Source organism: Paenibacillus sp. Marseille-Q4541 (genome assembly GCF_018310695.1).
Lineage (GTDB): Bacteria > Bacillota > Bacilli > Paenibacillales > Paenibacillaceae > Paenibacillus.
In genome coordinates, this window is record NZ_JAGXCY010000011.1 from 102,197 (window position 1) to 116,857 (window position 14,661).

General features: G+C 40.8%; 12 protein-coding genes. 10 read left to right on the forward strand and 2 right to left on the reverse strand.

Features of this window, described 5'->3' with window-relative positions; genetic code table 11:
• Positions 1-10 precede the first annotated feature (10 nt).
• The 3 genes from KFT32_RS13750 to KFT32_RS13760 all read left to right on the forward strand — a co-directional run bounded on the left by KFT32_RS13750 (position 11) and on the right by KFT32_RS13760 (position 2,782).
• Positions 11-880: a CheR family methyltransferase gene (locus tag KFT32_RS13750; protein WP_211747789.1), complete on the forward strand. Its 870-nt coding sequence runs from the start codon at positions 11-13 to the stop codon at positions 878-880.
• A 251-nt stretch (positions 881-1,131) separates the two neighbouring features.
• Entirely contained in the window at positions 1,132-1,461 is a 330-nt protein-coding gene (locus KFT32_RS13755; protein ID WP_211747790.1) for a PadR family transcriptional regulator, read from the forward strand.
• Between the two features lies 1 nt (position 1,462).
• The gene (locus KFT32_RS13760; protein WP_211747791.1) at positions 1,463-2,782 is read left to right on the forward strand and encodes an FtsW/RodA/SpoVE family cell cycle protein; all 1,320 of its coding nucleotides are present in this window, start codon (positions 1,463-1,465) and stop codon (positions 2,780-2,782) included.
• 74 nt (positions 2,783-2,856) lie between these two features.
• On the opposite strand, the gene KFT32_RS13765 is transcribed toward KFT32_RS13760, so the two are convergent.
• The gene (locus tag KFT32_RS13765; RefSeq protein ID WP_211747792.1) at positions 2,857-3,078 is read right to left on the reverse strand and encodes a helix-turn-helix domain-containing protein; all 222 of its coding nucleotides are present in this window, start codon (positions 3,076-3,078) and stop codon (positions 2,857-2,859) included.
• Positions 3,079-3,097: 19 nt separating this feature from the next.
• The gene (locus KFT32_RS13770) at positions 3,098-3,673 is read right to left on the reverse strand and encodes a DUF2975 domain-containing protein (RefSeq protein ID WP_211747793.1); all 576 of its coding nucleotides are present in this window, start codon (positions 3,671-3,673) and stop codon (positions 3,098-3,100) included.
• Between the two features lie 178 nt (positions 3,674-3,851).
• On the opposite strand from KFT32_RS13770, the gene KFT32_RS13775 reads away from it, so the two are divergent.
• The 7 genes from KFT32_RS13775 (at position 3,852) to metG (ending at position 14,577) form a co-directional block, all read left to right on the forward strand.
• The gene (locus KFT32_RS13775; protein ID WP_211747818.1) at positions 3,852-4,349 is read left to right on the forward strand and encodes a PH domain-containing protein; all 498 of its coding nucleotides are present in this window, start codon (positions 3,852-3,854) and stop codon (positions 4,347-4,349) included.
• Positions 4,346-5,953, forward strand: a complete 1,608-nt coding sequence (locus KFT32_RS13780) for a PH domain-containing protein (protein WP_211747794.1) — start codon at positions 4,346-4,348, stop codon at positions 5,951-5,953. The genes KFT32_RS13775 and KFT32_RS13780 overlap by 4 nt, the downstream gene beginning before the upstream one ends.
• A 266-nt stretch (positions 5,954-6,219) precedes the next feature.
• Positions 6,220-8,310, forward strand: a complete 2,091-nt coding sequence (locus KFT32_RS13785) for a TerB N-terminal domain-containing protein (protein WP_211747795.1) — start codon at positions 6,220-6,222, stop codon at positions 8,308-8,310.
• 14 nt (positions 8,311-8,324) lie between these two features.
• On the forward strand, positions 8,325-9,668 hold the full coding sequence (locus KFT32_RS13790) for an ATP-binding protein (protein WP_211747796.1): 1,344 nt from the start codon (positions 8,325-8,327) through the stop codon (positions 9,666-9,668).
• The gene (locus tag KFT32_RS13795; RefSeq protein WP_211747797.1) at positions 9,665-11,875 is read left to right on the forward strand and encodes a DEAD/DEAH box helicase; all 2,211 of its coding nucleotides are present in this window, start codon (positions 9,665-9,667) and stop codon (positions 11,873-11,875) included. The genes KFT32_RS13790 and KFT32_RS13795 overlap by 4 nt, the downstream gene beginning before the upstream one ends.
• Positions 11,876-12,056: 181 nt before the next feature.
• A complete protein-coding gene (locus KFT32_RS13800; RefSeq protein WP_211747798.1) occupies positions 12,057-12,512 on the forward strand; it encodes a hypothetical protein in 456 nt (151 codons plus the stop codon).
• Positions 12,513-12,927: 415 nt separating this feature from the next.
• Positions 12,928-14,577 carry a methionine--tRNA ligase gene (gene metG, locus KFT32_RS13805; protein WP_211747799.1) on the forward strand — a complete coding sequence of 550 codons (1,650 nt, stop codon included), beginning with the start codon at positions 12,928-12,930 and terminating at the stop codon, positions 14,575-14,577.
• Positions 14,578-14,661: the final 84 nt, after the last annotated feature.

Below are 14,661 nucleotides of genomic sequence, written 5' to 3' on the forward strand. Positions count from 1 at the left end.
GGAGGAAGCAATGTTCTCAAACGTGAATGACAATATTAAAAATTCTCCTTTCGTTCATAATTCGCTTGAGAGAGAGAAAGTTGAGATCGAATTACTTTTACAAGCGATCTATCGAATGTACGGTTATGATTTTCGAAATTATGCTTATGATTCGATAGCGCGTAGAATCCGCCATGGAATGAATTCCTTAGGTGAAGAATCAATATCTACATTAATTGCACAAGTGATCCATCACCCAGAACGGATGCAACAATTACTCCCTTTCTTTTTCGTGAATGTAACCGAGATGTTTAGAGATCCTTCGATGTTTCTCGCATTTCGAAAAAGAATAGTTCCTTATTTGAAGACTTACCCCCATATTCGAATATGGCATGCGGGTTGTTCTACTGGAGAAGAAGTATTATCGATGGCGATCTTACTGAAAGAGGAAGGGCTCTATGATAGAGCCCGAATCTATGCAACCGATATAGATGAAGCAGCTTTAGAAAAGGCGCAAGACGGTATCTTTCCATTACGAAATATGAAGCTCTACACGCAGAACTATATACAAGCAGGAGGAACGAAAGAGTTCTCCGATTATTACACAGCGAGGCATGATTCCGTTAAATTTCAATCCGACTTAATGAAAAATATTGTGTTTGCTCGTCATAATTTAGTGACAGACCAATCGTTTAATGAATTCAATGTTATTTTTTGCCGCAATGTGATGATTTATTTCAACAAGCTTTTACAAAGCAGAGTTCATACTCTTTTTCATGAGAGTCTAGCCCCGCTTGGGTTATTGGTCCTTGGAGATAAAGAATCGATGCTCTTCAATGAGCATACTCGTTATTATGAGGCTGTTGATGAAGATGAGAAGATATACCGGAAAATGAAATAAACATAGTCTATACTAGATGAAAAGCGATCGGTACCGTTCCGGTCGCTTTTTTTTGTACATAAGCTTATTTTTCAGAAGCAAAATCGACAATACTATTCAATGTTATTTATTGGAGGCGATTCGTTGTTACAAAATACCTGGTATCTACATTACTGGGTATTTTTTCTTGATTAAAGGTAAAATTTGTATTACATTATACATAGATAAACGATACATAGATATCCGATGTATAGAGATAAGGAGATGGCAATTTGTCTGTGAACAAGGAACTCCTTAAAGGGAGCACAGTAATTTTATTGCTGACCGTATTAAATGAACGAGAGATGTATGGTTATGAATTAATTAAAGAAATTGAGAAGAAGTCTGATCAGGTGTTTGTGATGAAAGAGGGCACATTGTACCCCATACTTCACACACTCGAGTCAGAAGGCTTACTGAACTCTTATTGGAGTCAGCAGGATGGTCGTAAACGCAAATATTATCAGATTACAGACGAGGGTAAGAGTCAACTGCAGGAAAAGACAAAAGAATGGGTTCGGTTCCGTACCGCAGTAGATACTGTGATTGGGGAGGGAGGATAACGTGCACAACCGTGATGCTAATGAAGTAGTTAATGATTTTTTGGATCAAGTATGTAGTCATATCAAGGCAAAGAAGATGCGGCCAGAGATTCGTGAGGAGTTAAAGAATCATATTGAAGAGCGGATGGAAGTACTACAACTCTCAGGGAATTCTCAGGCAACCTCGGCACTGACTGCTATCGATGAAATGGGATCTCCAGATCTTATAGGCAGAAGTCTGAATGACACGCATAAACCGTTGCTCAATTGGAAACTGCTACTCCTTGTAGTATTCATTTCGTTGATTGGGGTTCTGGGTGCAAGCAGCATTCAAGTCTCTGGTTCATCTATGATAAGTGATCTTATACCAAGAAAATCAACTCAGATGGTGATAAGTTTCTTATTTCTTATTGGTTTTTATTTCTTCGATTATATTAAGCTTCAAAAGTACTCCAATGATATTTTTCTGGTCGTATTATTCATGAATGTTGTAGTGCTATCACAAGGAGAAATGATTAATGGTGTAAAAGGTTTCCTGGCATTAGGTCCTATTAGTATAAATATGCTATATGTTTCTGTATTATTGCTCTTGCTGGCCCTAGCAGGAATGAAGCCAATAAAGCAGATGGGATGGAAGGGCATCATATTCCAACTTGGTTACAGAGGAGTTATCCCTCTCTCGTTATTCACTTACATAGGAAATTCTGTTCTTTACGGCGGAATGTACTTGGCTGGGTTTATTATGATAACGTGGCTAACCAAAAAGAATGCTAAGCAGTTTATCGTATTCACGGTGATTTCAAGCTTGGCTATGTTTTATTTTATGATTCCTCATCTGAATACACTTAAGGAAAGATTCCTGACTTATCTTGATCCAGTAGGAGAGATCGCCTACCTTCAGATGAAAACGATGGAAGTCATTCGTTCGGCGGGTTGGTTTGGGCATGGATTTGCATCTAATAATCCTAATCTCCTCCATGTACAGAGTGATTCTCTATTTCCTTATTTGATCTATTGTTTTGGATGGAGTTTTGGTTTAATTACCATCATTCTAATTGGTTTGTTTCTTGCATATGTAGCTCAATTACTATTTCAGATCCAAGAATCATACGGAAAACAACTTGTTTATGTTGTAGTATTCTTTTTTAGTTTGAGGTTTATTTGGCCTGTATTTATGGCATTTGGATGGTTACCTTTTGTTAGCATGGAGCTCCCTTTTATCGGTTACGGAGGAAGTAATCAATTCATTGATTCAGCAGCGATTGGACTGATTCTCTCGATTTATCGACAGAAAAATATGATTCCGGACCCTGCATTTGATACAACGAAACTGTCTTCATAAAGTGATAAAAGGAGTACTTCATGATGAAGTACTCCTTTTATTTTTGAGTTGCATTTACAGCCATATAGCTGGTTTCATTTCTGAATTTGTTCTATGTCTGGTATATATTCCAGAATATCACCTGGCTGACAATCGAGTGCTTTACATAAGGCATCTAGTGTAGTGAAACGAATGGCCTTCCCATTCTCATTTTTGAGAATCGATAAATTCGCCGGAGTAATACCAACCAACTGAGAAAGTTGATTTAGAGACATTTTTCGTTCAGCCATGACTACATCTAACTTAACACGTATCATTGTGATCGCCTACTTACCATTAGATTGTATTTTTGTTTTCTTCGACAGCGTGGACGGCACTTTTTAGAGCGGAGGCAAATAGGATAAGTATGAATCCGCTTATAAGGCTATCCCAATACGAGAAGTCCGTGAATACCATATCCGCATTGACAATCTCGAGTTCTTGTAAAGCTTGTTTCAATAGATAGCCATCAAGATAAACAAATGCGGTTCCGAGGATCAGATTAACCATACCTAGTTTATAAAGGATGGGTACATTCTCTTTCATGAATAAACCGTCCTTATTAAGGTTCTTAAGAAATTTGCTCAAATACCAGAGAAAAAGAAGCGCCGTTCCAATGGATAAGATACCGGAAGCAAAGGACAGAGCAAGAAAAGAGGTGCTGCTGTAAAGTTCAGGCTCCTCATAAAAGTAAAGATCAGCATAGCTGAATATCGGTTCAAAAGGACCTAGAAAGGTTGTAAAAGAACTATCCTGAAACCACAGATGAGCTACATGTTCTCCCACAATAAAAATACCAACGAGGGCTGTGAGGTAAAATAAAATCATGCATAGAATGGAGCCTGCTTTAAATAATTTTTTCGATTTCAACATTGAATAAATCTCCTTTTGAAGCATCAAATGTAATATAAAATATGATAAACTTTTGGATTTCGTAAATCAATATAAATTTATCGATAAACAATAAAACTATATTGAAATACAAAAGTATACCTGTTACATTGTAGATATTACATAATCCCAAATTGTGCGACAGGTCAGGAGTGAAATGATGCATACACCAATTCCAGAACCGCAAAATCTTTTATCCAAAGATGCAATAAAGGTTTGGATGATCAAAGAAACGATAGAGAATATAATCGCTTTTATTATACTAGGCATTTTGATATATCTGGACATCAGGTTCTCTTGGGTTGTATGGATTGGATGGATTTTATATGGACTCGCGGGTATTTCAATTCTAGTTGCCATCTGGTCTATTTTTATTAGACCGTATGTTCTTTATCATCGGTGGAGATATGATGTATCTTCTGAATTTTTGCAGCTGAAGTTTGGAACGATGACGGAAGTCAATCAACTGGTGCCAATGACGAAGATCCAAGCTGTATCTACAAGGCAAGGTCCACTATTGCGAAAATATGATCTATACGCCATAGATATTGAAACGATGGGTTCTTCTCATAAGATTCCTGCATTGCCTAAAGAGGTAGCTCTGGAGCTAAGAGATAACATTGCGCATTTCGCTAAGATTAAAGAGGTGGATGAATGAGTAAACCACAGCGATATCATCCTCTTACGATGCTACTGGAACTGTGGAATGTATTTAAAAGTTCCATTTCTATTATCATTTTTCTCTTTATTATTCAAGTCAATTCCAATTCTAACTTCATTACTTATGGAAGGTATGCTTTCTATGCGGCAATTGTTATTACGCTCATTGTCATCCTATGGAAATGGCTAACAAGTGAATACCTGCTAGATGATGCGGCATTTCATCTCCAGCATGGAATGCTGACAAAAACGAAAAAAACAATTCCATTCTCCAAAATTCAAAATGTACAGCGTCATTCTTCCTATTTTCATCGTATCTTTAACGTAACTTCGATTCGATTTGAAACCGGGATGAAAGGCGATGATGCAGCCGTAGTGTTTCGTGTGCTTACCAAAGCAGAAGCGAACTCACTTGAACAGCATCTACATCAAAGTCTTACAAGCAAAACAGTCCGAGACCATGATGATCCCTCATCACAAGACTTAGCTTCCTCTGAAATATTGTGGACTGGACAATCAAACTTAGGTCAGGATGAACAGACTGCGAATGTAACAGGGAATGTAATAGAAGAACAGCATCATGAAAATATAGGATTGATGAGTCATGGAGAAGTGGATCACGGGAAAAAGAAAACCATCCACTACACATCAACTAAAAAGGAACTGTTCAAGGCTTCTTTTATTTCCCTTAGTTTCTTTGTATTGATCCCTATCGTAGGTTCCATCTATTCGTTTATAAAAGATTGGATTAATATCGAAGAGGAAGCGGAGAGTGTTTTCTCTAATGTCATTCAATCTTGGTGGCTAATAACCATTGTCATTCTGGGTCTGCTTGTGATATCAGCGGGTCTTGGTATTGTAACGACTTTTCTTAAATATGGTAAATATGAAATATCATCCGATGAAGATCGAATCTATATTTCCAAAGGCCTAGTGGAGCAAAGTACTTTTTCTATCTCCAAAGAAAAGGTGCAGGCAATTGACATTTCACAATCGTTTTTGAAAAGGTGTATGGGACTGGCTGAAGTGAAGCTCACAACAGTAAGTCTAACAGGGGATACTTCTAAGGAAGTGAATTCACTTTATCCTTTTTTGCCTGTCAAGGAAGCGTACTCCCTGATTTCTGAGTTATTGCCTTCTTATAGAGTGATTGAGGAAATGGAGAAACTTCCCCGCAAGTCTTTATGGATTCGAATGTTTAGACCAAGCTGGCTGTGGATCATCGTTACGGTCGCGCTGTATTACATTGATCCTTCCTTATTTGGATATGATCTTTCTTGGTGGATTCTTTCTGTCGTGCTTCTTATATGGATCTACTTGTGGCGTATACTAGATTTCTGGAACACAAGATATGTCATGGATGAGGAATTCATTCAGCTCAGAAGTGGTGGATTTGGGACGCATCTGTTCATCTCCAAGCGGGACAAAATTATAGAAGTAAAAGTAACTCGGGGATATGTTCAACGATTATACGGTGTTGCTACCATCCATACATTAAATAGACCGGCCCTTTCACAAGAGATCAAGGATGTGCCGCTAAAATCAGCAGGTCATTTCTATAGCTGGTATGTGAAACGAGGAGAGAACATTAAAACAGAATAAACAATAATAGACCGTCAATCATTCAAAATGGTTGATGGTTTTTTTATCATTACTTAAGCTAGACTGAGTAAAGATCTGTATGATAATATGGGAACACACGATCTGGTTTGATGTTGGTAGGACCGATAGTGTTACTTAAATATCGTGTTTTGCAAATAAATCCTTGAGCAGTTCATCCGCTGTTCCTTCAGAAGTGGAGACATTTTAACACTCCTTTGATAGGAAGGGATTTGTTATAATGGAAGCGTGATGGAGGTACAGACGGTATGGATAATAATACGAATGATAATGAACGAATAACGAAACAACCTAATAAAGATCCAAAACAGTCCATTCGAACCGATAAGGAGATACGGTTTGCGGAGTATGAGTGGACGGATGAAGAGAAGGAAGCGGATATACCAAAGCGAGAAGATGCTCTTCGGAATAACACCGATCACGAGACGGAGATACAAGATCTTTCGTATGTACCGATTGACTCGGATTGGGACGGGCTTGATTTTCTGGATGATATGCAGGTGGAAGACTGGAACAGTTGGGATGAGGGATCTAGTGAAGATTCTTTCTCGATAAAGAAAGGGAAAAGAATCACTACACCTTCACCTATATATGACAGATCTATAGATCCTGCTTTTGATATAGATAAAGTAAAACCACTGGAAATGCCTAAGGAAGATGCTAAGCTAAGTGGAAATCGGGTGGTGGCTCCTCAAACATTTGATCGTGATGCCAATTGGGAGAAGCAATTTATGTTCCTTACACGCGAGCAGACGTTTGTGAAGCAAGCCAGAGAATTTGAATCCATGACTTGTTCAGAAGCGGCATTTGTTTCATACCGAGCTTACTGGCCGACTTATGAGCAAATGTCTCCAGCTCAGAAGAAATGGTATTTCTACTGGCGTAAGGAAGTAAAACTGGGCAGATATCCGGATACTGATTTATCGTATCTATTCCTATACATTTATGAACTGATTCATGGGGTAGGTTGGTCTACTCCTGAGGAAGGGCTCGCCTTGCTCGATGAAGTCTGGTTTGGTTATGGACAGCGAGAGAAAAAAATCGATGTTTATATGCGTGAATGGTTATATGATTTCTGTCTTGTACATGGGCTTGAAATGCCATATACAGAGCTCATGGACAAACTTCCGCGGAAGATGTCTGATGAGTTGAAAGAGCGAGAGTGGATGCGCAGGTTTACAGCTGATCCCGTTCTTTTGACATGGGATTTGCTGTTTATGCTGATTGATTACGATGCAGAACAAAGCCGATTTTTCAAGGAACAAGGCCGTAAAGATATGAAATCTTATGCACCTAAGGTGATTGCTTTAGTCGACCGTTACTGGATGAAAAGGAAAGGGACACGCTTGATAGATAGATTCCAGCCTCAGATAGTAACAAGAAAGAGAGCGTTGTTCCGCAGTGCAGTATATGATCATGATTTTTACGGACGACACATGGAAGTTAAGGTGACTCCGATCAGCGAGTATGCTCCACTCCGCGCTTATTTAACGCAGCTTGTTCGTTTTACGGAAAATAAGCTGCGTGAATTTGCCGGTTTTAAGGGGCGACTTCGCGGAGTACAACTAGAATCCGAGGTAGAGGAGCTAATATCTCGCTATTTAACAAAAGAAATAAAAGAACGCGAAGTAAACACAGCCAAGGCTGCTCGTCCAGCAGTAACCATTAACACGAAGAAGTTAAGACGTTTACAGGAAGAGTCGGAAGAAGTTCGTGATATGCTGATGACGGATTATGAAATGACGGAAGCTCCTTCAGGGGAAGAGAGTCACGGTGATCCTGCGAAGGTAGAAGTTACATCGAATCTGCGGACCTACAAAGATGGGGAAAAACAAAAAAGTAGATCAAAGGTCCAAGATTTACAAACGATACAAACAGAAATGGACTTTGATGCTATAGCTGATATTGGTTTTAACCGTGCGGAAGAGAACGGATTATCGTCAAGATCTAATGTTGATGAGGTAGACTTATCTAACCATCATTACAGGGATGAGAGTGATAGCGGTCAGACTGTTAGCACGAAAAGTACTCCTGATATTCGTGAAAAAGGACAGGACCCGCTTATCATGTGGGAAACAAACGATTTAGATGAAGAGTGGCAGGAATTCGTTGAACGCTTGAAACCATACCACCTGGAAGCTCTTTATACACTAAGGGAAAACAAAGGTTCTGCCGCACTACAAGCTATCGCTAATCAGGTCGGCTCTATGCCTGCTTTACTTATAGAAGAAATTAACGAAGTTTCTATGGAGATCATTGGTGATATTCTAATTGATGGTGAAGAGATAACAGAGGAATATGTACATGTACTAGAAACTTTGCGATATATAGAAGAATAGAGGTGAACAGCTTCATGAAACAACTGAAAATACCAAAGCGTTTGACGACAGCTCTCGTCAATTCTCTAACTGCAGGTGTAGTACCGCGAGTAGGACTAGAACATATTGCGGTCGGGCGTAAACCTGAAGTCGAATCGATCCTGCGAGATATGGACAATATTGCAGAAGGAGGGGCTGCTTTCCGATTAATTACAGGCAGATACGGAAGCGGAAAAAGCTTTTTGCTGCAAATGATACGAGGATATGCGATGGACCGTGACTTTGTAGTGGCAGATGCGGATCTATCTCCGGAACGTCGTCTAGTGGGGACGAAAGGTCAGGGTCTAGCAACCTATCGTGAACTGATGACACATTTGTCAACGAAGACAAGACCAGATGGCGGTGCTTTAGAGATCATGCTGCAAAAATGGATCGCTGCTCTTCAGCAGGAGATTATGAGCAGTAGTGGTCTGCGCCCTGACGATCCGGCAATGAACGAAGCGGTTGAAATGAAAATATATGCGGTCACGAATGAAATGCAAAACCTCGTTCATGGTTTTGATTTTGCTAAGGTTCTTGCAGCTTACTGGTCTGGATATAAACTCGCTGATGAAGACCGCAAAGCTGCTGCTCTCCGTTGGCTCAGGGGGGAAGTGCCTACCAAGACAGAAGCGCGCAAGGAGCTTGGTGTAGGCGTTATTATTGATGATGATAACTGGTACGACTATATGAAACTATGGTCTGAATTTGCTGCAAAAATTGGTTATAAAGGATTGCTGCTGTTCATTGATGAAGGGGTAAACCTTTACAAGATAACGAACACCATATCAAGACAGAGTAATTATGAGAAACTGCTCACGATGTTTAATGATACGATGCAGGGCAAAGCCGAGCATTTAGGAATTTACATGGGCGGGACTCCACAATTTGTTGAGGATGAACGAAGAGGTCTGTTTAGTTATGATGCCCTTCGTTCAAGACTCATTGATGGACGTTACGGAGGAGGAGCACTCAAAACCTACACATCCCCCATTTTGAAGCTGGACTTGTTATCCCATGAAGAGATTCTCATTTTGCTGCAAAAACTACGAGATATTCATGCTATGCATTTTGGATATGAAGCACAGCTACGTGATGAACAAATGATTGCTTTTATGCAAGCTGCTGTAGGGCGACTCGGTGCTGAAGAAATGCTAACGACACGTGAAGTAGTTAGAGACTTCATGGATCTTCTTCATACACTGCATCAGCATCCGCAATCGACTTTTGAAGGTTTGTTAGGCGAGAAGGAAGCTCTTTCTGCTAGCAGCAGAAAAACAGAGGGTACTTCTGCTAAAGGCGACGATCTGGATGATCTATTTTCGGAGTTTGAACTATGAGCAGCGGGCCGTTCGTGAGATTGGCACCTTTTATTCAAGAATTTATTTATAAGAAGAAATGGGAAACGCTGCGTGAAGCACAAGGCGAGGCATGCCGTGTGCTGTTTGATACGGATCATCATCTGCTCATCGCATCAGGCACGGCTTCGGGCAAAACGGAGGCGGCCTTTTTTCCTGCGTTAACTGAACTTTATAATGATCCATCAGAATCAGTTGGTATTTTATATATAGGTCCTCTGAAAGCACTGATCAATGATCAGTTTGAAAGGGTCAGTGATCTGCTAAAAGAAGGACAAGTGCCGGTCTGGCATTGGCACGGAGATGTCAGTCAAGCGGAGAAGACCAAACTGATGCAAAAACCTTCCGGGGTGCTCCAGATTACACCTGAATCGCTAGAAGGGTTACTGATGAATCGTCCAAATGCGATTCCTGCGCTTTTTCATGATCTCAGGTACATTATCATTGATGAAGTTCATGCTTTTATGGGAGCTGACCGCGGAATACAGGTCCTCTCACAGCTGAGCCGGATTCAGCGAATGACGTCTTGTTCTCCTAGAAGAATTGGGTTATCTGCTACACTGAGTGACTATGATGCTGCAGCTGGATGGCTTGGAGCGGGAACCCCGCAGTCTGTTGAGGTCGTGTCTCCTCAGGGAAGACGCAAATTGCGAATTTCCATTGACCATTTTTCATTCCCGGATGCCAGAGATGAGAAACAGGCTGAGCAACTGGAGCTAGCTAAAAAAGCCTATTACGATTATATATACGATGTGACTCACCTGAAAAAGGCGCTTGTATTTACGAACAGTCGTACCGATGCAGAATTAACAACGCTTGAACTTAGAAGAATTGCCGCAAAAAGAGAACAGCGCGATGTGTTCCACGTTCATCATGGCAGCATTTCTGCGATGCTGCGTGAAGAGACAGAAACGGCGCTTCGTACTGGACAAGGTCCGGCCGTAGCTGCGGCCACCTTAACACTGGAACTCGGGATTGATCTTGGTGAGCTGGAACGCGTCATTCAATTAGGCGCACCTTATAGCTGTTCCAGCTTCGTGCAGCGGCTTGGAAGATCAGGTCGCCGGGGAGACCAAGCTTCGGAGATGTTATTTTTGTGCCCTGAGGAAGAGGACGAGGAAGCAGAGCTTCCGGCTCGTATGCCGTGGACTTTGCTTCGCGCCATCGCAGTAACTGAATTGTATGTACGGCATAAGTGGGTTGAACCCGTCTATATTCGTAAGAAACCAGTAGGTGTACTTTATCATCAAACGATGAGTACACTCAAAAGTATGGGCGAGGCTGAACCAGCGGAACTTGCTCGTGCGGTGCTGACGTTACCGTCTTTTCGAGAGATTGAACCAGCTGAATACAAACGGTTCCTGCAATATCTTTTGGATATAGATCATATCCAGCGTACAGACGAAGGAAGTCTCATTATCGGTCTTGGCGGGGAAAAGATCGTAAATAACTATCGATTCTATGCGGTATTTAAAGACGATGAAGAACATGTTGTATACAACGGGTCAGAAGAAATCGGCTCCATTACGACCGTCCCGCCTCCAGGATATTGTTTCTCTTTGGCAGGGAAGCTTTGGAAAGTAGAAGAAGTGGACACGAAGCACAAAGCATTATATGTAAAGTCTGCTAAAGGCAAGGTGGATACGTTGTGGCTTGGTGCAGGAGGGGACATTCACACCCTTGTTATTCAGAAAATGCGCGAGGTTCTGGCGAGCAGTGATCTATATCCATATCTTACTCCCAGTGCAGAAAATCGATTGGAAAGAGCTAGAAGACTCGCTAGAGAAAGTGGTCTTCTGAAAAGTGTTGTCATTCCTGCGGGTGGAGACTCTTTCTTTATTTTACCGTGGGCTGGCAGTAAGCAGTTTCGGACATTAGAGCGAATGCTCAAGCATAATCTAGCAGGTCGTCTTGAACTTCGTTCCCTCGTTCCGATGGAACCGTACTATATGGTCGTAGCAGGTAATACAGATGACAAAGCGGTTCTAAATGCGATTCTTTCAGAACTTGAGAACAACAAGGATGCAAGTACGCTGCTTGATCCGGATGAAGCTCCTTATCTCGGTAAATATGATGAGTTTGTTTCACCACAGCTCGTCCGTACGGCATTCTATGTGGATGGACTGGATTTGGAAGGCCTGGCGAAGGTACTAAGGGAAAGACACTCTGCTGACGATTCGCCCTTCTAAAACATAGTTGATGGCACTATAGGATATTCGCAAGCTATTTTCTTCTACCTAAAAGGGACCTTCTTTTTTGTAAAGAGGGTCCCTTTTTTTTATAAGGTTAGAGAACACAAGGAACGATTGTGCGATAGGAAGTACCAGAACGGGATTGCACAACCGACCAATACAGTATAAGAGGTGCATTATGAAAAAGTATGAAAAAATGTTAGTTGCAATTCATGAACCTGATTTGAATTGTTACTCAAACAAAGGGGACTGGCTATATATTTCAAATAACAAAGATACTAAAAAAGGGCGTTTTAGATTGCCTAATTATATCCATTATTTTGTGTCAGTAAATGAACAACGGATGCCCTCTGAAATTGGTGTGATCAAAAGGATAAATAATCATATCACAGCAAATGAACTTGCCGAGCTAGATTATAAAAGCAGAAACAAAGATGTAAAGCTTCTTACTGATGAAATTGTAAAAGAATATGAATGGTTTTTACAAAAAATTAATGCTCAACCCGAACATACTCCAATGGCAGTCACTTGGTTAGAAAAAGTATTTCCTAAAAAAGAGAAAGAACTACGGTTACATAAAAAGTTCTTTACTGGATTATCAAAAGAAGAAAAAAAGGAATTGTTTGAAAGGTAGTGTTATTTTTGTTGTTGCATTTAGGGATAATGTGGATATAATAGTCACAACAGTAAAAACAAAAAGCAATGACGAGAAAGAGTAGGGAAGACACTCTTCTTTGAACAGAGAGCTCCGGCAGCTGAAAAGGAGTAAAGAAGCGTCCACCGAATATGGTCTCAGAGCTGTGCATCGAACTCTTCTTCAGAGAAGATTGTAGGCTGCACCGGGTGCGCCCGTTATCGTGCCAGGGTATAATCATCTATTAATGACATGTATCAAAAAGATGACGTACTTGTGGAGGCCGTTTTTCGTGAGGAAGCGGTAAATTGAGGTGGAAACACGTGAGCTATGCTCTCGTCCTTTAGGGGACGGGAGCTTTTTGTGTTTTATCGTAATTTACTGCGCGCAGATTAAATTGAAGGAGGAATGGAGCATGAACGTTTTCATCGGAGGCGCTTGGCCATATGCGAATGGTTCACTGCACTTGGGAAGAGTTTCAGGATTACTGACAGGTGATGTGATCGCACGTTTTTATCGTTTAACTGGAGAAAAGGTACTCTACGTATCGGGGAGTGACTGTCACGGAACACCCATTTCATTACAAGCGAATAAAGAGGGTGTATCTCCAAAATCGATTGCAGATCGCTATCACGAACAGTTTAGAGCTTGTTTTACAAAGCTTGGATTCTCATATGATTTCTACACAAGGACAGATGACCCGTTTCACGCAAAAGTAGTGCAGTCCATATTTCTTGAACTGTTGGAGAAAAAAGTGCTATATAAAAAAGCGGTAGAACAGACCTATTGTATAAATTGCGATCGTTTTTTACCTGATCGATATGTAGAAGGAAATTGTCCGCATTGTGGAAATATCGCAAGAGGGGATCAGTGTGATTCCTGTTCCTCGATTCTCGATCCACTAGAACTCCATCATCGCGTATGTAAATTGTGTAATGAAACACCGATTACTCGATTGTCAGATCATTATTTTTTATCTTTATCCTCTTTTCAGGATAAGCTGGATACCTATCTCAGCAAAGCAGAGGGTTGGAGAGAAAATGCGATCCACCTAACTGCTCGTTATTTGGAGGAAGGACTTCAGGACCGGGCAGTTACTCGTGACATCGATCTAGGTATCGATGTTCCGCTTGAGGATGGCGGTGGCAAAAAGATTTATGTATGGATTGAAGCGATAATTGGTTATCTATCAGCAAGTAAACAGTGGGCTGAGGAACAAGGTGATCCAGATCTTTGGAAGGATTTTTGGAGCGATAATGAAGTGAAGTCTTATTATGTCCACGGAAAAGACAACATTCCGTTTCATACGCTCTTATGGCCTGCTCTACTCTTGGGCTTAGGAGACTTGCATCTTCCAGATCATATCTTATCCAGTGAGTATCTAACGTTAGAAGGAAAGAAATTTTCAACCAGCAACAACTGGGCAGTCTGGGTCCCCTATATTCTCGATCATTATGATCCTGATGCTGTAAGGTATTTTCTCATTGCAAACGGACCAGAGAATCGGGACACTGACTTTTCGTGGAGAGAGTTTATCTATAGTCATAACGGAGAGCTTCTTGGCGCATTTGGTAATTTTGTTCATCGGAATCTGGTGTTCGTCAATAAAGTATACAACGATAGAATTCCAGCTGGAAACATGGAAGCGAGTATTCAAAACAAATTGGAACAGCTGTACATTAATAGTGGAGAGCTTATAAAACAAGGTCGGTTAAAGGAAGCATTGGAGTCTATCTTCAGCCTTATTCGGTCCTGCAATAAATATGTGGATGAACAGAAGCCTTGGGTACAGGTAAAAGAAGATACCGAGGCTTGTAAATCAACTCTTTTTACCTGCGTGCAGGTGATTGTAAATTTATCGGTGTTGCTTGAACCCTTCTTGCCATTTGCCAGTAACAAGATTCGCCAATTTTTTGATCTGCCTGCATCAGACATCCAATGGGGATATACCGAATTATTTGCAGGACATGAAGTAGGACCCATTGAAGTTCTTTTTCAACGGATTGACGTCAAACAAATGGAGATAGAAGTAGAGAAATTAAAAGCAGCAAAAGGAAATGGCTAGAATAAAGCATGGTAATTATACCTAATCCATGATTTCATTTGGTTTTATTTCCATTACATTTTGACATCGACTTCGTACGTTATG

Excerpts from the sequence above, each read along its gene's own strand:
- KFT32_RS13770 (WP_211747793.1), bottom strand. The coding sequence starts at position 3,673 with ATGTTGAAATCGAAAAAATTATTTAAAGCAGGCTCCATTCTATGCATG.
- KFT32_RS13800 (WP_211747798.1), top strand. The coding sequence starts at position 12,057 with ATGAAAAAGTATGAAAAAATGTTAGTTGCAATTCATGAACCTGATTTG.
- KFT32_RS13785 (WP_211747795.1), top strand. The coding sequence starts at position 6,220 with ATGGATAATAATACGAATGATAATGAACGAATAACGAAACAACCTAAT.
- KFT32_RS13775 (WP_211747818.1), top strand. The coding sequence starts at position 3,852 with ATGCATACACCAATTCCAGAACCGCAAAATCTTTTATCCAAAGATGCA.
- KFT32_RS13750 (WP_211747789.1), top strand. The coding sequence starts at position 11 with ATGTTCTCAAACGTGAATGACAATATTAAAAATTCTCCTTTCGTTCAT.
- KFT32_RS13780 (WP_211747794.1), top strand. The coding sequence starts at position 4,346 with ATGAGTAAACCACAGCGATATCATCCTCTTACGATGCTACTGGAACTG.
- KFT32_RS13790 (WP_211747796.1), top strand. The coding sequence starts at position 8,325 with ATGAAACAACTGAAAATACCAAAGCGTTTGACGACAGCTCTCGTCAAT.
- KFT32_RS13765 (WP_211747792.1), bottom strand. The coding sequence starts at position 3,078 with ATGATACGTGTTAAGTTAGATGTAGTCATGGCTGAACGAAAAATGTCT.
- metG (WP_211747799.1), top strand. The coding sequence starts at position 12,928 with ATGAACGTTTTCATCGGAGGCGCTTGGCCATATGCGAATGGTTCACTG.
- KFT32_RS13795 (WP_211747797.1), top strand. The coding sequence starts at position 9,665 with ATGAGCAGCGGGCCGTTCGTGAGATTGGCACCTTTTATTCAAGAATTT.